Origin of the sequence: Sphingobium sp. B1D7B (assembly GCF_025961965.1) — a bacterium.
Taxonomy (GTDB): domain Bacteria; phylum Pseudomonadota; class Alphaproteobacteria; order Sphingomonadales; family Sphingomonadaceae; genus Sphingobium.
The window spans coordinates 2,780,016-2,803,453 of sequence record NZ_JAOQOR010000001.1 but is presented as its reverse complement, the minus strand read 5'-3'; the positions used below and the strand labels follow the sequence as shown (position 1 = coordinate 2,803,453).

Genomic DNA, 23,438 nt, shown 5'->3' with positions numbered 1-23,438 from the left:
AGCATGATCAGTTATCTCGACTTTGAGAAGCCGGTAGCGGCACTCCAGGCCCGGATCGACGAATTGCGCGAGACGGCGGACAATGATTCCATCGATATCGATGCGGAGGTCGAAAAGCTGCAGCAGCGCTCGACGGCGATGCTCGGGGATCTCTACGCGCGGTTGACGCCCTGGCAGAAGACGCAGGTCGCGCGCCATGCGCAGCGGCCGCACTTCCGCGATTTCGTCGAGGGCATGTGCAGCGACTTTATGCCGCTCGCCGGCGACCGCGCCTTTGCTGACGATCAGGCGATCCAGGGCGGCTTTGCGACCATCGAGGGCCGCAAGGTGATGCTGATCGGCCATGAGAAGGGCAATGATACCGCCAGCCGGGTGAAGCATAATTTCGGCATGGGCATGCCGGATGGTTATCGCAAGGCGATCCGGCTGATGCAGCTGGCCGATCGTTTTGGCCTGCCCGTGGTAACGCTGGTCGACACCTCAGGCGCCTTCCCCGGCGTGCAGGCCGAAGAGCGGGGCCAGGCGGAGGCGATCGCGCGTGCGACCGAGGCTTGCCTCACCCTCGGCGTGCCGCTGGTCGCGGCCGTGGTGGGCGAGGGCGGATCGGGCGGCGCCGTGGCGCTGGCGTCTGCCAATCGCGTGCTGATGTTCGAACATGCGATCTATTCTGTGATCTCGCCTGAGGGTTGTGCCTCCATCCTCTGGCGGACTGCCGACAAGGCGGCGGACGCGGCGCAGGCGATGCAGGTCACCGCGCAGCAGCTCGCCAGCCTGGGGGTGATCGACCGGATCGTTCCGGAGCCGATGGGCGGTGCTCATCGCGCACCCGACTCGGCCATCGGAAGCCTCAAGGGCGCAATTCTGGAAGAGCTTGGTGCCCTCGCCAGCGAAGATTCGAATGCGCTGCGCACGCAGCGAGCGCAGAAGTTTCTGGCCATGGGCGCCTGACAACGGGAACAGCCCAAGGCGATTTGCATTCCCTCAACGTCTGTCTATTTTCGGTTCGTCGCAAAATAGACCTGAATGAGAAGGGGAGGCCATGGGCCGCAAATATCTGATGCTGTGGTTGAGCGGCGCCCTCGTGGCAGGCTGCGCAACCACGCAATCGAGTGAGGCACAGCAGGGCGGTATCCGCACGGCGACCTCGATGAGCCAGTCCGAGCGCCAGCAAGGCGCCAAGGCACATCCGGAGCTTCTGGCGGAATTCGGCGGCATTTATAACGGTCCGCAGGCCACCTATGTGACCAGCGTCGGCAAGCGCATCGCCGTCCAATCGAGCCTGTCGAACCAGCAGAATGATTTCACGATCAGCCTGCTCAATTCATCGGTGAACAACGCGTTCGCGATCCCCGGCGGCTATGTCTATGTGACTCGCCAGTTGCTGGCACTCATGAATGACGAAGCCGAGCTGGCGGGCGTCCTTGGCCATGAAGTCGGCCACGTGGCAGCCCAGCACGGCCAGCGCCGCCAGAGCGCAGCCACGCGCAACTCGATCCTCGGCGTGCTGGGGCAGGTGCTGGTTGGCGCTGTCGCGGGCGATTCAGGGCTGGGCCAGCTCCTGCAACGCGGCATCGGCACGGGCACGCAATTGCTGACCCTCAAATTCTCCCGGTCGCAGGAATATGAGGCGGACGATCTTGGCATCCGCTATCTCGCGAGCGCGGGCTACGATCCCAGGGCGCTGTCATCCATGCTCGCCTCGCTGGCGGCACAGAACACGCTGGACGGGCAGGTGCGCGGTCAGGGTACGGCGGTGCCCGAATGGGCCAGCACACACCCCGATCCCGCCTCCCGCGTCCGCCGCGCGCTCACCAATGCGCAGGCGACACGCTCGACGAACACGCTGCGCAACCGCGACGTGTTCCTCAATCAGCTGGGCGGCATGATCTACGGCGACGATCCCAAGGACGGGATCGTGCAGGGCAACCAGTTCCTGCATCCGGTGATGAAGCTCAAGTTCACGGCACCCCAGGGCTTCTCGATCCAGAACGGCGCCAGCGCCGTGGCCGTGGTCGGCCAATCCGGCCAGGCGCAATTCTCGATGGCGCAGTTCAATGGCAATCTCGACGGCTACGTTCAGTCAGTCTTCAATCAGCTGGCTGGGCAAGGGCAGGCGCCGGACATTCGCGTCCAGCGCACCACCATCAACGGCCTGCCGGTCGCGTCGGGCTCGGCCAGCATGGCCAACAGCCAGGGGACACGGCTCGACGTGACGGTGGTTGCCTATCAGTTCGGCCCGTCCACGGCCTATCATTTCATCACGGTCACGCCGGCCGGCCGCGGCCTTGGATCGCTCTCCACGCTGATCAACTCCGTGACGCGCATGACGGACAAGGAGGCGGCGGCGATCAAACCGCGTCGCTTGCAACTGGTGACGGTGCGTCAGGGCGATACCGTCCAGGCACTCTCCAGCCGCATGGAGTTCGACGATTACAGGGTCGAGCGGTTCCTGGTGCTGAACGGATTGTCGTCCAACACCGCTTTGGCCGCAGGCAGTCGGGTCAAGATCGTGACCTACTGAGCGCTCGTTTGAATAAACAAAAACGGGTGGCAACCGCGAGGTCGCCACCCGTTCTTATGAGGGAGTCGTCGAAACAGCCTCAGTAAACTGATAACTCGTCAGGATGCGGCTGGCGTCTCAAGCTCGTCCGACACGTTGTTGAACGTGTTGCCGAGGCTTCCGCCAATGGCGCTCATGCCGGCGATGGCGGCGACGGCGATCAGGGCTGCGATCAGGCCATATTCGATGGCGGTCGCGCCCTTGTCGTTCTTGAACAACTTGCGAAGGGTCTTCATAGGAGGTCTCCTCAAATCCTTGGTATCAATCACACCCGGCTACTGAATGGGGTCAGCAAGCAGGCTATCGATACGGCCGATTGATTTCCAAATTCCTAACCTAGGGCCCAGTTGTAAAAAAATGGTGGTTAATGGCTGGTCACTTCGTTCGATACTTCATTCCAGGTACGGGTCGTCGATGAACCCAGGTGCGATGCGCCTGTGACGAGCGCCAGCACGATCAGCGAGAGGATCAACCCATATTCGACGGCGGTGGCGCCTTTTTGGGATACGAGAAGGCTGTGGATGAAGGCCCGCACGAGGGTTTTCCTGAAAGCAGATGTCGGTCCAACGCGGTGTAAAGCGCAAGCCGTTAACAATTTGTAGGATGATCGCCCGAGCATGACCGGAATGAACCAAAGCAAACCGCCACTGGTCGTCGTCGCCGCGGCGCTGGTGGATGCGCAAGGCCGGGTGTTCGTGCAGCAGCGCCCGCATGAAAAGGCGATGGGCGGCTTGTGGGAGTTTCCCGGCGGCAAGGTCGAGCCCGATGAAACCCCCGAAGCAGCGCTGATCCGCGAGCTGCGCGAAGAACTCACGATCGAGACCGAAACCGCCTGCCTCGCGCCAGCGAGCTTTGCGACCGGCATGATCGGCGAGCGACCACTACTCCTCTTGCTGTACGTCTGCCGCAAATGGCAGGGCATCGTTCAGCCGACAGAAGCGCCGGACAGCCGCTGGCTACACACCCACCAGCTGTTCGCGCTCGACATGCCCCCCGCCGACGCACCGCTCGCGGCAATGCTGGACGCGCTGCTCTAGCGACTAGGTCTCGGTGGCGCGGGAGGGGCGCAGAGCCTCCGCCAGCGACACCGTCGCGCTGCCGCGCCTTGCAGGGGGGGGCTGATCCGGATCGGGCGCCCAACCGCTGCCATGCAGGACCACGAAGCGTTCCCGCGTCCGCCCATCCGGGTCAGCGGCCTGCGCGAAGTGCGCAGCCGCTTGCAACAGCCCTGCGCGCGTCAGCGGCGGCGGCGGCGAGGCGAGGCACTGCGCCGCGCCCATGCCGCGGAGATCTGCCATCAGGCTGAAGATCGAGCCATAGCGCACGTCCAGACTGTCGCTATCTGCCACCGGCATGGTGAAGCCGGCACGGGCGAGCAGATCGCCGAGCGCGCGGACGTCGATCTGCGGATGAATGCGCTGGGCGGGCCGCTCCCCGTCGGCCGCCAGCAGGGACGCCTTGAGCCGCGCCAGCGACCCCGCGCCGATCATCGTCAGGAGGAGCAAACCGTCGGGCCGCAACGCGCGGCGCAGGGCAATCAGGGCGCCCGGCAGGTCGTTGATCGTATCGAGCGTGCCGCAGCACAGGATGAGGTCGAAGCGTTCCGACGGGTAGGGGAGGGCATCCTCTCGAATAATGTCGCCGCCGCAGGCCTGCGCGAACCGCGCGCCCGGATCGGCCGCCGTTACCGAGCAACCCCGGGCGGCGAGGGCATCGATCAGGCGGCGGTCCGGGCAGCCGATGACGAGTGCGTACTCGAAGGCACGCGTCACGTCATCCAGTCGTTCCAGCATGGCGTCGGCCATCGCGGCGTACAAAAAGTCATGCGCTGCGAAATTGCCAGCGGCGCGGTCGCGGCGCTGGGCCCGCAAAGCCTCGTTGAAGATCACCGGGACAGTCATGCCGGGCTTGTGCCGACTCCCGATGCATGGAACAAGCTGCTTATGGCCGTTCGGACGATTTTGCAGGCCGCACTCGCGCCCCTGCTCGATTATGCGCTGCCGCCGCGATGCCCCGGCTGCGGTGTCGTGGTCGGCGCGGTGGGGACGTTCTGCGCGGACTGTTGGCTGTCCATCGATTTTATCGGCGAGCCGATCTGCGCGACATGCGGGGTCGACCTGCCGGGTCCGCTCGGCGGGGACATGACGTGCGGGGCCTGCCTCTCCGAGCCACCGCCCTATGATCGCGCGCGCGCCGTCATGACCTATGGCGAGATCGCACGGACCGTGGCCCATCGCCTGAAATACGGGCGGCGGCTCAGCCTCGCGCGGGTCATGGCCGAGCATATGACGCGACTGGTTGCGCTGGACCAAGCCGCAGGATCAGCCGATCCACCCCTCTTCCTGCCAGTCCCGCTGCATCGCTGGCGACTCTGGTCTCGGGGGTTCAATCAGTCCGCGCTGATTGGCCGCCATATCGCCCGCCGGACCGGCGGCGTGCTGGAGCCGGAGCTTCTGCGTCGCGTGAAGGCGACGCCGCCGCTGCATATGCTGAGCCGGCGGGAGCGGCGGAAGATCGTGAAGGGCGCCTTCGCGCTTGCCCCCGGAGCAGCCGCGCGTCTGGCACACCGCCATGTGATCCTGATCGACGATATCTGGACGACCGGCGCCACCGCGAGCGCCTGCGCGCGCGTGCTGCGGGCTGCGGGCGCGCGGCGGATTGAGGTGCTGTGCTGGACGCGGGTGGGCATGGGCGAACATTGACATTCGTTTCCATGCGCACGACATCCGGTCTTGAGACTTATCACAAGGGAAACACCCACGCATGGCGCATGTCGAAATCTACACGCGAGCCTTTTGCGGATATTGCGCGCGGGCAACGGCGCTGCTGCGAGAGAAGGGCGTCGACTTTGAGGAATATGATCTGACCATGGGCGGCGAGAAGCGCGCCGAGATGATCGAGCGCGCCAATGGCCGCGCCACGTTCCCGCAAATCTTCATTGATGGCCAGCATATTGGCGGCAGCGACGATCTTATGGCGCTCGAACGGAGCGGCAAGCTCGACCCGTTGCTGAACGCCTGACCGGGGCCAACGCCGTGCGCGTCGCCATTTTGCAGATGAATGCCGGCATCGATCCGGCCCGCAATCGCGAGACACTGGTCACGGCGGTGCACGATGCAGCGGCCGGCGGCGCAGCCATGCTGTTCACGCCGGAAATGAGCGGCCTGCTCGATCAGGATCGCACCCGATCAGAAGCCGCGCTTGCGACCGAGGATGAGGATGAGACGCTCCGCGCCGTCCGTGAGGCCGCGCAGGCTTCGGGCTTGTGGGTGCATCTCGGATCGCTGGCTCTGCGCGATCCGGAAACCGGCAAACGTTTCAACCGCGGCTTTGTCATCGACGCCGCCGGCGAGATCCGCGCGCGCTATGACAAGATCCACCTGTTCGACGTTGATCTGCCGAGCGGCGAGCGCTGGCGCGAGTCCAGCGTGTACCAGAGCGGCCACGAGGCGGTTCTGGTGCAAACGCCGTGGGGCGGGATCGGCCTCACGATCTGTTACGACCTGCGCTTTCCTGACCTTTTCCGTGCGCTGAGCAATGCCGGGGCGGACATCATCTCGGTGCCCGCCGCCTTCACCGTGCCGACGGGCGAGGCGCACTGGCATGTGCTGCTGCGTGCCCGCGCCATAGAATCCGCCGCCTTCGTCATTGCGAGCGCCCAATGCGGGCTGCATGAGGATGGTCGGCGGACCTACGGGCACAGTCTGGTCATCGACCCTTGGGGCACAGTACTGCTCGATGCGGGGGAGGCGCCGGGACTGTATTTCGCGGATCTTGACCTTGATCGCATTACCGAGGTCCGCTCGAAAATCCCGGTACTGGCTCATAGAAAGTCTATTCAGGACGTTGTTTTCTCGTGATTTCCTTCGATCTTAAATGCGGCCACGATCATGTCTTCGAAGTGTGGTTCCGGTCATCCGCAGACTATGAAACCCAGCGGGGAGGGGGGCTGTTGCAGTGCCCCACCTGCGGGGATGACAGGATCGAGAAAGCGGTGATGGCCCCCGCCGTGGCGGCCAAGGGCAACCAGAAAGCATCGCCTGGCACCGATCTCGCCATGCCGGAGGGCGCGGGTGCCATTCCAGTCATGTCCGAGGCGGATGCCGAGCGGATCGGTGCGTTGATGACAGCGCTGGCCCAAGCTCAATCAGAAATGATCGGGCAATCTGAATGGGTTGGCGAACGTTTTGCGGACAAGGCCCGCGCGATGCATTATGGCGAAACGGAGAGCCGGTTGATCCATGGGACGGCCAACGCCAGGGAAACCCGCGAGATGCTGGAAGAGGGGCTGCCCGTCGCCCCCTTGCTGATCCCCATCGCCCCGCCCGATCAGGTCAACTGATCGGCGCTGGAGGGTGGTGCGCCCGACAGGATTCGAACCTGTGGCCCCCAGATTAGGAATCTGATGCTCTATCCTGCTGAGCTACGGGCGCCCACTGCCCGAGTATGACCGTGAAGCGCGCCCGTCAATGCGGGAAGCTGTCAGGACCGCGCATGAGCGCCCAACGAAGGCGGCCCTCGCAAAACCGTTATGCTCTGCGATTAACCATTTCAAACCCAATATCCATCTATAAGAGGAAACTCCCTCAGATCCCCGAATGCGGAACAGAATGACGGATATCCGGACAATCCAGCGCTCCAATGGCCAAACGTGGCGCAAAGTCAGGCTGCTGAACATCTGGCTCGATGACCTGTCAGTCGAAGAAATTGTCGCCAATCTGGATGACGATGTTCTCTTCACCGCCAATGTCGATCACCTGTATCAGCTCCAGCGCAATGCCGCCTTCCGCGAAGCCTATTCGGCCGCGACCGTCATCTCTTGCGACAGCAAATATGTGAAGGCTGGCGTGGTCTTCACTGGTCGAGGCCCGATGAAGAAAGCATGCGGCTCGGACATCGTGCCGGCATACTGGCGCCACCATGCCGACAATCCCGAGGTCACGATGTTCCTGCTCGGCGCGAAGCCGGGCGTCGCTCAGGCGGCCCAGGAGCGGATCAATCGCTTGGCCGGGCGCCAAATCGTCGTGGGCGCGCATGGTCCGTCCATGAATTTCGTCGACGACCCAGCCGAGTGCGACGCAGCGATCGACATGATCAACCGCTCAGGCGCGACATGCCTGGTGGTGGGCTTGGGGGCCCCGAAGCAGGAAATCTGGATCAGTCGCCACAAGCACCGCATGCCAGGTGTCAAGCTTTTCATGGGCGTAGGCGCCACAATTGACTACGAAGCGCAAGTCGTGAAGCGCGCGCCGGTATGGATGCGCAAGCTCGGTCTCGAATGGTTTCACCGCGTCGTATCCGACCCACGACGCTACGCCATGCGCTACGCCCGCAATCTGGAATTTTTCTGGCTGATCACGAGGGACAGGTTAGGGCGATATAACGGGGCGGGTATCGGTGGTCGTAATGATCAACCCACTGCTGGCTGACGGCATGGATTTAACATAATATATATTATCGAACTTGTGCCAAGGCAGTGGGGTTCGCTTCACGAGTCGGTACGCTCTGCCCCCACGCGCGCCGGGACGATCTGAACCGATCCGTTCCATTCCGTCATGCCCGCGTGTCGGGCGTCCGCTCGCTCCAAGCGGTTTCGGACAAGTGCGGTAACGTGCAGGACGAAATTCTGTCATCCTGCACGCCTGCCAAAATTATCAGGATCCGCCCTGACAGGATATGTTCAGTCCCTTCATGCTCCCGTCGAACAGGCTGCCGACCTCGGCTTTGGATATCGGAAACTCTTCCAGCGGGTCGTTCGCGAGGTCGTAATAAGCGCAGGAGGGATTGCCCGTTTCTGACTTGATATACAGCAGCTTATAGCGCTTGTTGCGGATGGCGACCTGCCGCTCCCTGTCTTTCAAAGGGATTGCGGTTTCGGATATGATGAAGTCTTTCTCCTCGTCACGGACGCTGTCCTTTCCGTCGAAGAGGACAGGCGCGAGAGACACCGAGTCCAGCGGAATCATGTCCCCGGCGCGATTGGGAACCTGCTCCGGCTGGGCCACATGCGCCAGATCGAGGACGGTCGAGTAGATATCGACGACGTGTGACAGCGCATCGCTGTAGCCCGGCTTGATGTCCGGCCCCAGCATCACCAGTGGCACCCGCATGCCACTTTCATAACCGGTGCCCTTGGCCCTGCCCTTCGCCGTCAGGTACATATTGTCGATGAAATCGACCGCCGGGCGGCCATACATAGGCGTGCCATTATCGCCCAGAATGATCACATAGGTGTCCGGGCTGAGCTTCTTGAGCTCTTTGAGGAATATCCCGAGGACCGTATCGGTCGAATTGACCCAGGACCGGTTCAGGGCCGGCGGGGAGCAGTTGCCGAGCTCCGTGGTGCCGAACTTTCCGCCACAAGCCTCGATCTCGGCGCGGGACTTGGCATCGAGCGTATCCGCATTCGGTACGAACGACGGCTGCGGCCCTGCCGTGATATGGACCATGTTGAACGCGAGCCAGGCGAACCACGGCTTGTCCGGCGTTTCAGCCTGGTTGCGCCTGATCCAGTTAAGCGTATCGGCGGCCCGCACGACCGGCTCGAAACTGGTCGGAGCGATGCCCGGCAGCGAGCGGACCGGCGCCGGCTCGGTTCGCCATTCCGAGTCAGGGCTGGTAGAATCCTGCACTTGATAATCATGATGCCAGTAATCGGTGATCGCTCCGTTCAGATTCCCTTCGAACAGCGCGAAACCGGCTTCCTTGGGCTTCATGCCGGGATATTGGTTAAGGCCAGCCATGTGCCATTTGCCGAACACCGCGGATGTGTAGCCGGCGGCCTGCAGATCCTCCACGAAGGAATGCTGCGTTTGCGACAGCCAATCCTCATAATCGCGCAGTCCCGTATTGTGGGCATAGAGGCCCGTGAGCATGGATGCGCGGGTCGGTGAGCAGAAAGGCTGCGCCCAGGCGTTGGTGAAAGTGCGCCCCTCCCCCGCCAGACGATCCAGCACGGGGGTGGAGGCCGGACGCCCCTTGATCGCGCGGTAATTCGGATGATTGAGCCCCGAGGGTCCGTACTGCTCCACGAGACGATCGATCATGCCAGGATACATGTCGGACACTGCGTCAACGCCCACATCGTCCAGTATGACGAGGACGATGTTCGGCGGAGCCTTGGGTGCATCATAGGTTCGCGCGACGCCCGGTTGTGCCCACAGCATCAGCGAGAGGCCCAGCACGCTTGTGGTGGCCTTGAAGGCGGCGGCGGAAGCTTTGATGAATTTTTTCACGCACTTGTTACCCTAACTTCTGCCAGGACAAGGGAGGCCGCAGCTGGCTGCCGTCTCCTCCCTCTCAGTTCACTTGGCTGATTTCTCGAAGGTGACGCGGTCGATCGCGAGTTCGGACATGGCCGGCTCGGCCATGTTCTCCAGCAGGGTGCGGACATTGTACCGGCCGATCACACCGCTGCCCCGCAGCGGGTAATAGACTGCGACGGCCTGCGACTGCACCACCTTGCCATCCACGATCATGGCGATCGTCGCGGCGCGCGGGCCGACCTTGGGTGCCGCCGTGACCGAGATGCTGACATCATGCCGCCCGACGGAGACTGGCTCGCCTTCCAGCCGCACGCGTTCGGCTTCCCGCCCGCTCGGGTTGTAGAGATAGGTGGGGCGACCATCCTGCATGATCAGGCCCCCGCCCCCGGCCTCATCGCCGATGATCACGATCGGCCCTTTCGCGTTCCGGCTCGCGGTGGTGATCGCGGCGCGCATGGTCCAGTCCATGCCGAGGGCCGGGAACGTCCCCTGCGGATAACGGGTTGGCCCCGGATAATAAGTGAACTGGTTGCGACCATCGACGAGCGAGGGCCGCTTCCCCGCCCCCACACGCCCGATCAGGTCAGCCTGGATCGGATTGACCTGATAGCGCCGTGCTGCCTCCTCAAAATCCTTCTGCAATTCGGCCAGTTTCTGGGGATGCTGAGCGGCCAGATCGCGCGACTGCGAATAGTCCTGCGTGAGGTTGTAGAGCTCCCACTTGAACGTCGACGGGTCCAGCGGGGTGGTCGAGCGGTCGAAGGGCGCGCGGGGCGGCGTAGTCGAGGCCAGCCAGCCATCCTTGTAATAGGAGCGGTTGCCCAGCATCTCGAAATATTGCGCGCGGCGTGTGGAGGGCGCGGCCGCATTGCCAAAGCTATAGACCATGCTGACGCCGTCGATCGGCTGCTGCGCGACGCCATCGACCTTCGTCGGCGGCACGACGCCGGCTGCCTCATAGATCGTCGGCGCGATATCGATCACATGGTGGAACTGGCTACGGACCTGCCCGGTCGCCTTGATGCGCTGAGGCCAGCTGATGACCAGCCCATCGCGTAGCCCGCCGAGATGCGAGGCGATCTGCTTGCCCCAGGGAAAGGGTGCGTTCTGCGCCCATGCCCAGCCGGCATTGTAGTTCGAGTAGCTATGCGGGGTTCCGTTCTGGTCCGATGTTTCGATCAGTTCCGCTTCGGTGGGCTCAATCCCGATCAGGCTCTGCAACTCCTGCACCGCGCCGCGCCGGCTATCCATGCTGGCGCCATTGTCGCCCTGCAGATAAATGATCATGGTGTTGTCGAGCTGGCCATTGGCCTCGATCTCGCGGATCACCCGGCCCAGCTGGTCATCGAAATAGGCAAGCTGCGCGGCCGCCACCTCCATCTGATGGGCATAGGTCCGCTTGGCCTCCGGACTGAGGCTGTCCCAGGCCGGCACCGCATCGGGCCGGGGCGTCAGAACCGCATTGGCCGGGATCGTGCCTGACTGCTTCTGCCGGTCGAAGATCTGCTGGCGCATGACATCCCAGCCCATGTCGAAACGCCCCTTGAAACGCGCGATCCATTCTGCCGGCGCCTGATGCGGCGAGTGCATGGTGCCGGGGGAGAGATAGACAAAGAAGGGATTGTCGGGCTTCTGGCTCCACTTCACCCGCAACCAGTCCACCAGATGGTTGGTCATGTCCTTGTCGAAAATGTAATCGCCATCCTTGGGAGGCTCGATGGCGTTGCGGTTCTCGATCAGCTCGGGGCGAAACTGGTCGCTGGCGGCAGCGTTGAAGCCGTAGAAATAGTCGAAGCCCATCCCGCTGGGCCAGCGATCGAAGGGGCCCATCGGCCCGGTTTCCCAGACCGGCGTGTTGTGGTTCTTGCCGAAGAACGCCGTGTCATAGCCATTGTCGCGCAGCACGCGCGCGATGGTCGCCGCGCTTTTGGGCATGACAGAGGTATAGCCCGGCTCATCGATGGCGACATTGGTGATCGAGCCCGACGCGACGGCATGGGCATTCCGGCCGGTGAGGAGAGCCGCGCGGGTGGGCGAGCACATCGCGGTCGTATGGAACTCATTGTACCGCAGGCCCCGCTTGGCAAGGGCGTCGAAGGTCGGCGTCGGGATCAGGCCGCCGAAGGTGCTTGCCGACCCGAAGCCTACATCGTCGGTCATGATCAGCAGCACATTCGGCGCGCCCTTGGGGGCGCTCGGTGCCTTGGGATAATAGCGCCATTCCGGCGCTTGCGTGCGATCTGCGGGCTCTTTCGCCATCGCTGTGCCGGCGTGGGCCAGGACCAGGAGCGAGAGCGCCGTCGATCCTGCGATGCGGGCGATACGGGATTTCATGGGCATGATCGGTCTTTCCTGGTTACCGGGCGTTCTTGCTGATCGTGACGGATGCGATGTCGCAGGTGCAGCGGCTTGCGACTGGCGCCACGGACGGGGTGTAGGAGAGCGGCGCCGTCCCGGCGCGCCCGATATAGGCATCGCCACGGCCGCGGAGAGCCTGGCTTACCGCCGTGGACGCGACCTCGGCGCCGTCGACCCTGAGGCGTACGGTAGTACCGCCTGCAGGGACGGGTTCGAAATCTACCGCAATCTTGTAACGCCCCGCTGGCAGCGCATCTTGGAGAGAAATCTCCACCGGCGTCCCGGCACTCCCGGGATTCACGATGAAGGTGGGGCGTCCTGCGTTCAGCACCAGCGCCATGCCGCCAAAATGGTCCCCCTGCACGTAGATCGGCCCACTGGAGCTTGGGCCCGCAGTCGATACGTCGGCGGTCACGGTCCAGCCGGCGGCGACCATTGGGAAAGCGTAGTTCGTATACCGCGTATCGCCGGGGTAGTAAGTGAAGCTGGTCCTCTGCCCGAGCAAAGACGGCCGGAACTGCGGCGCCATCCGCGTATGAAGGTCGGCATTCAGGGGGTAGACGGCGTATCGACGCGCGGCGGCGTCGAAATCCGCTTTGAGCTCTTCCAGTTTCGCGGGATGTTGGGAGGAGACATCCTCCGTCTGAGACCAGTCGCTCCGAAGGTTGTAGAGCGCCCATTTGAAATCGGCCGGCTGCGTCTTGGCTGCCCCATCCCAGGGGGCCCGTCCCGGCAGGGTCGATGCCATCCAGCCATCCTTGTAATAGGCCCGGTTGCCCAGCATCTCGAAATATTGTTCGCGATGCCGCTCTGGCGCCGCCGCATCCTTGAACGTGTAGAGAAAGCTCGTCCCATCGATCGGCTGCTGCTGGACGCCGTTCACGACGTCGGGCGCGGAAACGCCTGCGGCCTCGAAAATGGTCGGCGCGACGTCGATGACGTGGGTGAATTGCTGGCGGATCGCCCCGCCCTTCTTGATCCCCGCCGGCCAGCTCACCACCATCCCATCGCGCAGGCCGCCCAGATGCGACGCGACGCGCTTGCCCCACTGGAACGGCGCGTTGGTCGCCCAGGCCCAGCCGGCCGGATAAGTGCCGAAGGATTTGGGGCCACCATAGTCGCCCATCGCGGCAATCAGGTCTTGGTCGGTCGTCGGATTTCCCGCAATGACCCGGAGCAGGTCCGCACTGCCGCGCAGGTCTTCCTCGCTCGCGCCATTGTCGCCCTGGATGTAGACGACCATGGTATTGTCGAGCTGGCCGTTCTGCCGCAGCGTATCGAGCACGCGCCCGATCTGGAAATCGAAGAAAGCGAGCTGCGCTGCGGCCACTTCCATCTGCTTCGCGTAAGCGCGCTGAACTTCGGGGCTGACCTGATCCCACGCCGGAATCTGCTCCGGGCGCGGAGAGAGCTGAGCGTTGGCCGGAATGATGCCCTGCCGTTTCTGCCGCTCGAAGGTCTGCTGGCGCAGCACGTCCCATCCCTGATCGAACTGGCCTCTGAAGCGCGCGATCCACTCGGGCGGTGCCTGATGCGGCGCATGCGTCGAGCCAGAGGCGAAATAGGCGAAGAAGGGATGCTCCGGCCGCAGGTTATGCTGCACGTCAATCCAGTGGATCAGCTTGTCGGCAAGATCCCGATCCAGAATGTAATCGGGGTCCTCTGGCGCCCGCACCGTGTTGCGGTTCTCGATCAAGGCGGGATTGAATTGATCGGCATAGGGCGCGTTGAACCCGTAGAAATAATCGAAGCCCATGCCGTTGGGCCAATTGTCGAACGGCCCGACCGGGGTGTTCTCCCACACGGGAGTATTGTGATTTTTGCCCACGAAGCTGGTGTCATACCCGTTCATCTTGAGCACCTGGGCGATGGTCGCCGCGCTCTTCGGAATGACGGACGTATAACCGGGCGCATCGAGCGACACATCGGCAATCGATCCGCTCCCCACCGCATGATGATTGCGCCCGGTCAGCAGTGCGGCGCGGGTCGGGGAACACATCGCCGTCGTGTGGAAGGCATTGTAGCGCAGTCCGCTCTGCGCCAGGGCATCGAAGGCCGGCGTGGGGACAGGTCCGCCAAAGGTCGAGGCTGCGCCGAAGCCGACATCGTCGGTCATGATTAGCAGCACATTGGGTGCGTCCTTGGGAGCGACCGGCTCCTTGGGATAGGCCTGCCATGTTTGCGCCGGCTCATCGGCCGCGACGGCCGGCACCGGTTGCATGGTCAGGACCGGCAATGAGGCGACAAGGAGAGAGAGGCGGAGCTTGGCAGAGCGGGGCGACATTGGGGTAGTCCTCTTATTCTGGCTCACGCATTCCGCGCGCAGCGAACGCTCACTTTCCGGGCCGGCGCTTCTTCCGGATCGTGATCGTCAGACCCCATCGTGAATGTTGTTCCGCCGATCAGTTGCATCAGGAAAACCCTCATATTCCCTGCCGCCCGGCGCGTGTCCGGGCGGCAGGAACGGATCAGAACGCCCGCCTGACGGTGAGCGACCATTCACGCGGCGCGCCGGGCGTCCCGATGACGAGGCCGATCGGCAGGCGTGTCTTGTTCTGGTAGTAGAACTTGTCGGTGAGGTTGGTCACGGCGAGCGAGACCTTCCAATCCTCATCGGCGGACTGCCAGGTCAGTCGACCATTCAGCATCGTATAGGCCGGCACCAGGGAGGCCGGGTTATTGTCCGAATTGGTGTAGAAGGACGACTGATAGGCGAGATCGAGGCGCGGGGTCAGCGTGCCCGCGTTCCCGACGAGGATCTCATATTGCGCACCAGCGCTGACCTTCCACTCGGTCACGAAAGGCGCGATCGAATTGAGCGTGATTCCGGCAATCGTGGCGCCCGCCGCGCCCAGCTTCGTGAGCTGGAAATCGAGGTAGCTGACACTGCCGTCGAACGACAGGCCACGGAGCGGATTGACGGTCAGTTCCGCCTCGAACCCCTTGAACCGGGCGTCGCCGGCATTGGTGGGGGTCGCGTTTTGCGGTGTCAGGACAACCCCGTTCACAACGGTTGGCGCCGTGTTCGAGAAGATGATGTCCTTGTAATTGTTGATGAAGGCAGACGCATTCAACCGGACAGCGCGATTCAGCATATCGCTCTTGAAGCCGATTTCATAGGCTTCCAGCGATTCAGGATTGAACGGCACCACCTGCTGGATGACGAACGGCCGCGGATTGACGCCACCACCGCGGAAGCCCGTGGAATATTGCGCGAACACCATCAGATCGTCGGTCAGGCGATAATCGATATTGGCGCGATAATCCCAGCGTTTGCCGCTGTAACTGCCCACCGCACCGTCGATCAGGCGCTGTGCGGTATAGCTCACCTGGCTCGTGTTGAACGGGTTGAAGCGACGGAAGTTATAGTCCTTCTTGTCGTCGGTGTAGCGAATACCGCCGGTCAGGTTGAGGCGATCCGTGAGATGCGCCGTGACATGGGCAAAGCCGGAAACGCTGCGTGCCGGAATGGTGTCATCCGAATAGAAAACGGAAGAGGTTGCCGCCCCGGGCGCAATGATGCTGCCGCCCTCAATATAGCTGGTGGCCTTATAATAATAGCCGCCCAGCGTCCAATCCAGCAGCCCCGAAATGCTCGTGCCATTGAGGCGCAGTTCCTGGGTGAACTGGTGATGGGTATTGGTGATGTTGTTGGTGTTGATGCCATAGGGCGTCGTGTCAAAATCCGTGCCATAACGGCCGGATATGCTTTGATACGAGGTGATCGACTTCAGAGCCAGATCAGGGCCGAGCTTCCAGTCGATCGAGCCAGAGACTTCCCAAGTGCGAAGACGCGTATTAGGCTGCCACACGACCGTATTGTGGCTGCCGCCGGCATCGGTGAATGCGGGCGTCGTGTAATTCGCGTAGTTTGTGTACGATTCCGGTCCGGTGATGAAGACGTTGCGGTTGGTGATGCCGGGCGTCAGCGTCGGCGCAACCGTAATCGCGAGCAGCTTGGTTGCGCTCGGTTCTGAGTCGTCCACCAAACGGCTGGCCGCCACATTGACCTCGATGTCGTCACTGGCGACCCAGCGCAAAGCAACACGCCCGGCGGTGTACTTCGTGCCGCCTTCCTGTCCGATCACGCAATCTTTGCCCACCGCGGCAGAGGCCGTGAATACCCCGTTATTCGGGTAGACGCATCCGAAATCCAGCCGGTCGAGATACCCCTTCTTGCTGCGCGTGGCGCCCGATACACGCACGAAGAGCCGATCCGGCACGAGCGCGAAATCGCCTGCACCGCGCAAGTCGAGGCGGTCGAAGCTCCCCGTCGTGGCCTCGATGAAGCCGCCTTCGCCCGAGGGTTTCTTGGTGAAGAGCTTGACTGCCCCGCCGATGGAGTTCTTGCCCGCCAGCGTTCCCTGTGGCCCGCGCAGGATCTCCACCCGCTCGAGATCGAGCAGGTCCAGTTGAGAACCGAAGACCGTGCCATGATAGACATCGTCGACATACAGGCCCACGCCCGGCTCATAAGCGAAGTTGGTATCCGCCTGTCCGACACCGCGCACATAGATCGCCGCGCCAGGGCCGAAGGCCGAGGTCGTCGGCTTCAAGACGACGTTGGGCGCGCTGTTCGTAAGATCAGTGACGGTGTTATAGCTGCGCGACTCCATCATCGCGCTATCCATCGCGGTAATGGCGATCGGCGTGTCCTGAAGACGCTGCGAGCGGAACTGGGCGGTCACCACAATATCGCCGACGCCCCCATCGGCCTCCTGCGCGCTATTGTCGATTGTGGCTTGTCCCTGTGCCATAACAGGCGTGACGGCAGATAATGCGACAGCCACGACGCTGGCCCGTACGAGTAAAGTGCGAATCTTGGACACGATTCCTCCCCCTTATAAACATTGATCCGTCCCCTCTCGCGGGCCGGTTGATCGTCAGTTCGGAGGAAAGCGCTTGAGAAGCAATGTACCGGCGGGCTATCACCGTGATAACCAATTGGTTATCGGTGTGGTGTGGGTATGGCGACGACGAGACAGCTCGAGATTTTTCTGGCGGTGGTGGAGGCCGGCGGATTCCGCCGGGCTGCGGATAAGCTCGACATCAGCGAAGCCTCCGTCAGCAAGCAGATAAAAGCTCTGGAACGCGCGTGCGGGGCGGCCCTCTTCGACCGCGCGGCTGGAAAATCGCCGGAGCTAACCAGCGGCGGTCAGCGCACGCTGAAACTCGCGAACGAAACCCTTCAGCTTAAAAAGCAAATCCAGTCGCCGAAATTGAACGCAGGTATCGAAGAGGATCTGGAATTTATAACGAGGCCTTATTTCTTCGAAACATTCGTGAAGCCTAAAATAAAAATTATCAATGAAGCCGTTTATCCGAGCAAATTGCGGTTGACGATTCTGGAATCGACAACGGAGATCGTTAATCGTATCTCCACCAATCACAGTGCATTCTGCATCGCGAGATTATATGTGCAGCAGAATGATCAGGTGAATTTTCATTATCTCAAAAAATCTCTAGCCTCGGTCTATGTTCCTACGAACATTTATAAAATGTGCGTGGATGGAAAAATAAACATCGAAGATTTGCCTTATGTCACTCCGAGCTCCAATCACGGAGTTAACGAGATTTGCATCAAGGAAATTCAATCCCGCGAATTTAATCACAACATAATCCAGTCTCAGGTTTTTTCAGACCAGATTATTGCGGAAGCCATTGAGAGGGGCGCCAAGACGTTCCTGCTCGATCATCACGCCCGCTCTGCCGTTGAGAGTGGTGACATCGTGAAATTATCTCGTGACCAAACGACGTTCTGGATTACGTTCGTCTGCAGCAAGAAAAGCTCAGATGATATTCAAAAGAGAGTTTTGAGCTCGATCAGGAAAGTCTTTGATCAGGAGATGTTCTAAGTCGGTCGGGGGCCTCGCGTTCTCATCCGTGCCGATGCTCTTCCGCGCAGGCGAGATCGGGCGCTTCGGTCTGCACCGTCACATGGTGAATGGCGAAGCGCGATGCGATGGCCTTGGTCACGGCCATGCGGATGGCATCCGCGCGCCCCTCCCCGCTCAGGGTGACATGACAGGTACAGCTGATATCGTCGTTCGACATCGACCAGACATGGAGATCGTGGACATCGGCGACACCCGGCACGGCAGCGATAACGCGGCGGACCTCGCCCAGATCGAGCCCCTGGGGCGTGCCTTCCAGTAGGATGTTGGTGGTATCGCGCAGGAGGACCCAGGTCCGCGGCAGGACCCACAGGCCGATCGCGATCGCCACGGCCGGGTCAATCCATGTCGCCCCGGTGAGGCGAATGGCAATGGCACCCGCGATCACCCCGATTGAGCCGATCATGTCGGCCCATACCTCCAGATAAGCCCCTTTCACGTTGAGGCTCTTGTCCTTGCCGGCCGAGAGGAGTCGCATCGAGACAAGGTTCACGACCAGCCCGATCGCCGCCACGATCATCATGCCCAGGGACTGCGTCTCCTGCGGCGCGTTGAAGCGCGAGATCGCTTCGGTGAAGACGTAGATCGCGATCATGAAGAGCAGAACCGCGTTGAACGCGGCCGCCAGAATCTCGAACCTTCGATAGCCGAACGTCCGCTTGTCATCGGCGGGCCTGCGACCGATGCGGATGGCTAGCAGCGCGATCGCCAGCGCTGCCACGTCCGTCAACATGTGCGCTGCGTCGGACAGCAGGGCGAGGCTGTTGAAGACAAACGCGCCCACCACCTCCGCGACGAGATAGATCGAGGTGAGGATGAGAGCCAGGACCAGCATCCGGGCGCTGGCCCCGGCGGTATGATCATGGGCGTGCCCACCACCGTGATGATCATGCGCCATGTGGGACTCCTTCCATCGCCAGCTTGTAGGCATTCTCTGCCTACGCCATCCGTGCGCCGTAGCGCGCGTATAATGTCGACAGAACGAACAAGCTCAGCAAGGTTGCCGATATGGCGCCGCCAGGCCGGCCCGCCTCAACCCAAAAGAAACAGGCCGCACCAACCCAATGGTGCGGCCTGCGCTGTTTTGCTTTCGCCGCGGTGGCTCAGATCTTGAAAAGCTGCTGCGCGTTGGTGCCCAGGATCTTGTCCCGCTGCACGGGCGGCAGCGCGCTGACCCTTGCCTTCACGCCGACCATGTCCTGGATGGAGAAGGGATAGTCCGAGCCGTAGAGCACCCGGTCCTCGCCGACTTGCTTCACAAGAAATTCGAGCGTGGGCTGGTCGTAGACGATCGCGTCATACCAGAATTTGCGGAAGTAGGCGCTCGGCGGCTTGTTGACGAGCCGGCGGCTGGTGGTGTTCTCCCACATCTTGTCCATCCGTGCGATGAGGTAGGGCAGCGTGCCGCCGCCGTGGCAGGCGATCAGCTTCAACCCTTCGAACTTGTCCATGAAGCCTGTGAGGATGAAGCGCGCATACACCAGCGCAGTGTCGCTGGTGAAGCCGATGGTGTTGGCGAGGCCGAAAGATTCCACGCCCCACTTCTTGATGTCGACCATCGGCACCGTCGGGTGAATGAACGCCGGCAGGCCGGATTCCTCCACCGCCTTCCAGACCGGATGGAAATGCTCATTGTCCGGCAGCATGCCGACCATGTTGGTGATCAGGCAGAGGCCAGCGGCTCCCATGCCGCGCACGCGCGCGAGTTCCTCGATGGCGGCATCGGGATATTGCCAGGGTAGCGAGGCCATCCATTTGATGCGGCCGGGATATTTCTTCTCCGCCGCCGCGAAGTCGTCATTCACCTCGCGCGCGGTCTGGATCGCAACCTCGCGCGTGCTCCAGAACACATTCGGCGCCGTAAGGCTGATGATCGCGATATCGACCCCGGCCTTGTCCATGGCGGCGATGCGCATGTCGAGGTCGGTCATATCCGGCGCCAGCCGCACGATCGGCGCGCCACGATAGGAGATTGTTTCGTCCGGCGTCGTGGCGAGGAGACGAGTGTCTTCATCCGGGTGCTTGCGCAGCATTTCCACCCAGCGCGGGGTGAAATTGTGGGTGTGAACGTCGATGACAGGCACTTTCGCGCCGCCGCGTCGCTGTGCGCCGGCGCTGCTGGCCATAGCAGCAAGGCCGAGGCCCGCCGCGCCGGTCAGAATATCTCTGCGTTCCAGGGTCATCTCTTTCTCTCCTCTTAAAATTTCAGACGCACGCCGGCGCGGTAGCTGCGGCCGGTCTGGTCAAAGAAAACAGGGTTGGTCACCGAGTTGCCCGGCGCGATGGGCGGGTCCGTATCAAACAGATTATTGATCGCGGCATAGATCTGCATCGTGGAATCCCCTGCCCCACCGATGGTGTAGCGCAGCGAGAGATTGAAGGTCAGCATGTCGTCCACGACATTATTGTCGATGCTGTTGGCCAAGGTGTTGCTGTAATTGGGATCATCCGGCCCGATCAGGCTGGCATCATAGCTGCCCTTGGGAATGTAGTGCCCCTGCACCGTGGCACCGAACGGTCCCTTCTCGAAGGTGAAGGTCCCATCCAGCGTATATTTAGGCACGCCGATCGGGCCGCCGACCTGACGCCCGGTCTGCCCGGCGCGGTCCAGAGAGCCCGTCGCATCCACCTGGATCAGATCGAACACGCGGGTCGCCAGCAGGTTGATGGCGATGCGGTTATCGGCCCCGAAGCGCTTCGAGAAATCCAGCTCGAAGTCGATGCCGCGCGTCTTGATCTGGTTGACGTTGAGATACTGGTCCACCACGTCCGTGATCAGGCCGCTGGGGCCGGTGTCGCGCGTGATCAGCGCGCAGTAGCTGGCCCCGCCCGCGTTACAGCGATCCGTGATCACCTGCGCGCCGACGAGGTCGATCGCGTCGCGGATCTTGATATCGTAATAATCCGCGGAGAAGCGCAGCCCCGGGATCATCCGCGGCTGAAGCACGACGCCGGCGGTGGTGGTATCCGCAATTTCCGGCCGCAGCGACTGGTTGCCGCCGCGGAACACGCGTGCAAGCACCTGACTGCTGTTCGAGATGTCGAAGATGGAGCCCTGCGAGGCCACCAGCGGCGTATAGAGTTCGGCGGCATTGGGCGCGCGGATGTCGCGCGACCGTGTGCCACGGAAGCGCACGCCCTCGACCGGCTCATATATGCCACCGAGCTTCCACGTCGTCACAGAGCCGCTGGTGCTGTAATTCGTGCGGCGGATCGCCCCGTTGAACTCGAGCAGTTCTATGCCGGGCATGTCGCGGAGCAGCGGAACGACGGTTTCCGCATAGCCTTCCACGATGTTGATCGTTTCCGGCCCGAAGGACGAGGCGTTTGCGATGTAAAAGCCGTTAGTCAGCGAGATCGGGTCTGCCGTGCCGCTCACACGCTCGCTGCGATACTCGCCGCCCACCGCGATGGAGACGGGGCCGGAGCCGAAGTCGAACAGATCGCCCCGCAGGTTGGCGGCGACCACATGTTGCTGAAAGCGCGTGCGCTGCTCGGAGGTGCCGAAGCTGTAGGCGCGCGCCGCCTCCGAGAAGCGATACTGCCCGAACAGATTGAGCGGCTGACAGCCCGTCGCGGCGGCGCGGACCGCAGCATTGGGGCTGAGGGTCGCACGGCATACGATATTGCCATTGTCCACCCCGGTGCGGAACCGGCCTTCGTCCACGGCATCCAGCGCCCGCGTGAAGTTGGCGGTGATGCGGTTGTTCTCGACGATCTGGCTCGCGTCAGTCTGGCCGAATTGATAATAGGCGTCCGCCTTCCACCCATTGCCAAGATCGGCATCGAAACCGCCGACGATGCGAAAGGTCTTGGTGACATTGTCGCCAACGGCCACGCCAAGATCCTGCCCGACGCGCCCGAAGGTGAGCGTCTGCGCGCCAAGCGTGGTCATCTGGTTGACGATCGAGCGCGGCAGATAGGGGTTGTCGCGATTGATGGTCAGATTGGTGTCGCGGGTCTGCGCGCCCGGCGTGATGACGCGCACCCGGCCATAGGACACATCGATGAACGGCGTCACCGCGCCCAGCTCATATTCGGTGCGTCCGTAGAGGGCATAGCGCTCCACAGGCACTTTCAGAACGCCAGCGGACCGGAAGGCGTTCTGCCCTTCCCCGCTCCCGCCCTGCATGAACAGCGTCGCATACTGGCCGCGCACGAATGGAACGGGGTTGCCTGCATCGTCGAACTGGATCGTCGCGAGCGCGGTCGGGGCGTTGATCTTGCCCGCATAGGTCTGCGTCGCCGTATGGACGTTCGGGCTGATGATCCGCGCTGCTTGACCGTTGGTCCGGTAGGCGGTGTTGGTCAGAACCTGCCATTCCTGCGCACACAGATCGTAGCTGTAGCAGCCGCCCATGCCGCGATTATTGTTGTACTCGCCGCCGATGATGACGTGGCCGCGTCCACCGGCAAAGCTGGTGCCTGCTGCGGCGGCGATCAGCTGATCGCTATCCTCGCCTCGCTCGGAGATGCCAGCCTGCACATTGACCCGGAAGCCCTGCATCTTCTTGTCGAGAATGAAGTTCACGACGCCGGCGACGGCATCCGAGCCATAGGCCGCCGAGGCGCCGCCCGTCACCAGCTCGACGCGATTGATGAGGATGCCGGGAATTAGATTGGTGTCGACAGCGCCGGCAATCGTGCTGGGCACGAACCGGCGCCCGTCGACCAGAACCAGCGAGCGCTGCGCGCCCAAGCCGCGAAGATCGACTGTGCGGGCGCCACCGGCGCCAATGGTCACGCCGGACGTGGTTGGCGAAGTGGTGGCGCGAAAGGCGGGAAGCTGGGCAAGCGCCTCGCCAACGCTGGCCGCCGAGGTATTCGCCAGACGCTCGCTACCGAGCTGCGTGACAGGCGTCGGCGCGGTGAAGCCGGATCGGGCGATCCGTGAGCCGGTGACCACAATCGCATCGCCCTCTTCGGCCTCCGGCGCCGGCTCAGCCTGAGCCATGGCTTGCGGCGCAGGCGCGGCGGGCGCTGGTGCGGCCATAGCGGCGGCAGGTCGCGGCTCCATGCGCACGACGGTGAAGCCGCTGCCGCGCTCCAGCGGCTGCAGCGGTGCGCTTCCCAACAGCCGGGCGAGCGCTTCCTTGGGTTCATACTGCCCCTTGATGGGGACCGACGGGCCATAGCCTGTGGACGAGGCCGAGAAGACGATCGACGTGCCGCTTTGCAGCCCGAACGTCCGCAGGGCTGATGGCAGAGGCTGCGATGGAATATCGAAATCGACCGGCTTGGCCTGCGCCGCCGAAGCGACCAGCGCGGTCGCCGCCGCGCCGAGCATCAAGGCGCCGCGCGTGTTGAAACCAGACATGAACATGAAAATCCCCTCACCTGTTTTTAGACTTCTCTACCTGA

At 62.6% G+C, this 23,438-nt stretch carries 19 protein-coding genes and 1 tRNA gene; 9 read left to right on the top strand and 11 right to left on the bottom strand.

The genetic code is table 11. The features are described 5' to 3' along the window. Positions 1-3: 3 nt before the first annotated feature. Both M2336_RS13055 and M2336_RS13050 read left to right on the top strand, forming a co-directional pair. Positions 4-948, top strand: coding sequence for an acetyl-CoA carboxylase carboxyltransferase subunit alpha (locus tag M2336_RS13055; RefSeq protein WP_264572871.1), 945 nt, complete (start codon positions 4-6; stop codon positions 946-948). Between the two features lie 91 nt (positions 949-1,039). Then, positions 1,040-2,521, top strand: a complete 1,482-nt coding sequence (locus tag M2336_RS13050; RefSeq protein WP_264572870.1) for a M48 family metalloprotease — start codon at positions 1,040-1,042, stop codon at positions 2,519-2,521. Positions 2,522-2,619: 98 nt separating this feature from the next. Here the strand turns inward: M2336_RS13050 and M2336_RS13045 are convergent, their stop codons facing one another. Next, the gene (locus M2336_RS13045; RefSeq protein WP_181559709.1) at positions 2,620-2,796 is read right to left on the bottom strand and encodes a Flp family type IVb pilin; all 177 of its coding nucleotides are present in this window, start codon (positions 2,794-2,796) and stop codon (positions 2,620-2,622) included. A gap of 128 nt (positions 2,797-2,924) precedes the next feature. After that, positions 2,925-3,095, bottom strand: a complete 171-nt coding sequence (locus M2336_RS13040; RefSeq protein WP_264572869.1) for a Flp family type IVb pilin — start codon at positions 3,093-3,095, stop codon at positions 2,925-2,927. A 91-nt stretch (positions 3,096-3,186) separates the two neighbouring features. On the opposite strand from M2336_RS13040, the gene M2336_RS13035 reads away from it, so the two are divergent. Beyond that, the gene (locus tag M2336_RS13035; protein ID WP_264572868.1) at positions 3,187-3,597 is read left to right on the top strand and encodes a (deoxy)nucleoside triphosphate pyrophosphohydrolase; all 411 of its coding nucleotides are present in this window, start codon (positions 3,187-3,189) and stop codon (positions 3,595-3,597) included. A 3-nt stretch (positions 3,598-3,600) separates the two neighbouring features. Here M2336_RS13035 and M2336_RS13030 read toward each other — a convergent pair whose 3' ends face one another. Continuing rightward, positions 3,601-4,461 (bottom strand): class I SAM-dependent methyltransferase, encoded by an 861-nt coding sequence (locus M2336_RS13030; RefSeq protein WP_264572867.1) that lies wholly within the window; start codon positions 4,459-4,461, stop codon positions 3,601-3,603. A gap of 42 nt (positions 4,462-4,503) precedes the next feature. On the opposite strand from M2336_RS13030, the gene M2336_RS13025 reads away from it, so the two are divergent. The 4 genes from M2336_RS13025 to M2336_RS13010 all read left to right on the top strand — a co-directional run bounded on the left by M2336_RS13025 (position 4,504) and on the right by M2336_RS13010 (position 6,902). Beyond that, positions 4,504-5,262 (top strand): ComF family protein, encoded by a 759-nt coding sequence (locus M2336_RS13025; RefSeq protein WP_264572866.1) that lies wholly within the window; start codon positions 4,504-4,506, stop codon positions 5,260-5,262. 61 nt (positions 5,263-5,323) lie between these two features. Then, entirely contained in the window at positions 5,324-5,581 is a 258-nt protein-coding gene (grxC, locus tag M2336_RS13020; RefSeq protein ID WP_181559704.1) for a glutaredoxin 3, read from the top strand. A 14-nt stretch (positions 5,582-5,595) separates the two neighbouring features. Further along, entirely contained in the window at positions 5,596-6,420 is an 825-nt protein-coding gene (locus M2336_RS13015; protein ID WP_264593048.1) for a carbon-nitrogen hydrolase family protein, read from the top strand. Then, positions 6,417-6,902, top strand: coding sequence for a DUF1178 family protein (locus tag M2336_RS13010; protein WP_264572864.1), 486 nt, complete (start codon positions 6,417-6,419; stop codon positions 6,900-6,902). Before M2336_RS13015 ends, M2336_RS13010 begins: the two co-directional genes overlap by 4 nt. A 14-nt stretch (positions 6,903-6,916) precedes the next feature. Here M2336_RS13010 and M2336_RS13005 read toward each other — a convergent pair. Next, positions 6,917-6,993, bottom strand: a tRNA-Arg gene (locus M2336_RS13005). 177 nt (positions 6,994-7,170) lie between these two features. Here M2336_RS13005 and M2336_RS13000 point away from each other — a divergent pair. Beyond that, a complete protein-coding gene (locus tag M2336_RS13000; protein WP_264593047.1) occupies positions 7,171-7,989 on the top strand; it encodes a WecB/TagA/CpsF family glycosyltransferase in 819 nt (272 codons plus the stop codon). A gap of 225 nt (positions 7,990-8,214) precedes the next feature. Here M2336_RS13000 and M2336_RS12995 read toward each other — a convergent pair whose 3' ends face one another. From M2336_RS12995 to M2336_RS12980, 4 genes are all read right to left on the bottom strand, one after another. After that, entirely contained in the window at positions 8,215-9,795 is a 1,581-nt protein-coding gene (locus tag M2336_RS12995; protein WP_264572862.1) for a sulfatase, read from the bottom strand. 69 nt (positions 9,796-9,864) lie between these two features. Continuing rightward, complete coding sequence (locus tag M2336_RS12990) at positions 9,865-12,165, bottom strand: arylsulfatase (protein WP_264572861.1); 2,301 nt, start codon at positions 12,163-12,165, stop codon at positions 9,865-9,867. A gap of 16 nt (positions 12,166-12,181) precedes the next feature. Then, the gene (locus M2336_RS12985; protein ID WP_264572860.1) at positions 12,182-14,467 is read right to left on the bottom strand and encodes an arylsulfatase; all 2,286 of its coding nucleotides are present in this window, start codon (positions 14,465-14,467) and stop codon (positions 12,182-12,184) included. A gap of 184 nt (positions 14,468-14,651) precedes the next feature. Next, positions 14,652-17,012: a TonB-dependent receptor gene (locus M2336_RS12980; protein ID WP_264572859.1), complete on the bottom strand. Its 2,361-nt coding sequence runs from the start codon at positions 17,010-17,012 to the stop codon at positions 14,652-14,654. Between the two features lie 138 nt (positions 17,013-17,150). On the opposite strand from M2336_RS12980, the gene M2336_RS12975 reads away from it, so the two are divergent. After that, positions 17,151-18,038: a LysR family transcriptional regulator gene (locus tag M2336_RS12975; protein WP_264574874.1), complete on the top strand. Its 888-nt coding sequence runs from the start codon at positions 17,151-17,153 to the stop codon at positions 18,036-18,038. 22 nt (positions 18,039-18,060) lie between these two features. On the opposite strand, the gene M2336_RS12970 is transcribed toward M2336_RS12975, so the two are convergent. From M2336_RS12970 to M2336_RS12960, 3 genes are all read right to left on the bottom strand, one after another. Then, the gene (locus M2336_RS12970; protein WP_264572858.1) at positions 18,061-18,975 is read right to left on the bottom strand and encodes a cation diffusion facilitator family transporter; all 915 of its coding nucleotides are present in this window, start codon (positions 18,973-18,975) and stop codon (positions 18,061-18,063) included. Between the two features lie 205 nt (positions 18,976-19,180). Then, positions 19,181-20,260, bottom strand: coding sequence for an amidohydrolase family protein (locus tag M2336_RS12965; RefSeq protein WP_264572857.1), 1,080 nt, complete (start codon positions 20,258-20,260; stop codon positions 19,181-19,183). Positions 20,261-20,274: 14 nt separating this feature from the next. Then, positions 20,275-23,400 (bottom strand): TonB-dependent receptor domain-containing protein, encoded by a 3,126-nt coding sequence (locus M2336_RS12960; RefSeq protein ID WP_264572856.1) that lies wholly within the window; start codon positions 23,398-23,400, stop codon positions 20,275-20,277. Positions 23,401-23,438: the final 38 nt, after the last annotated feature.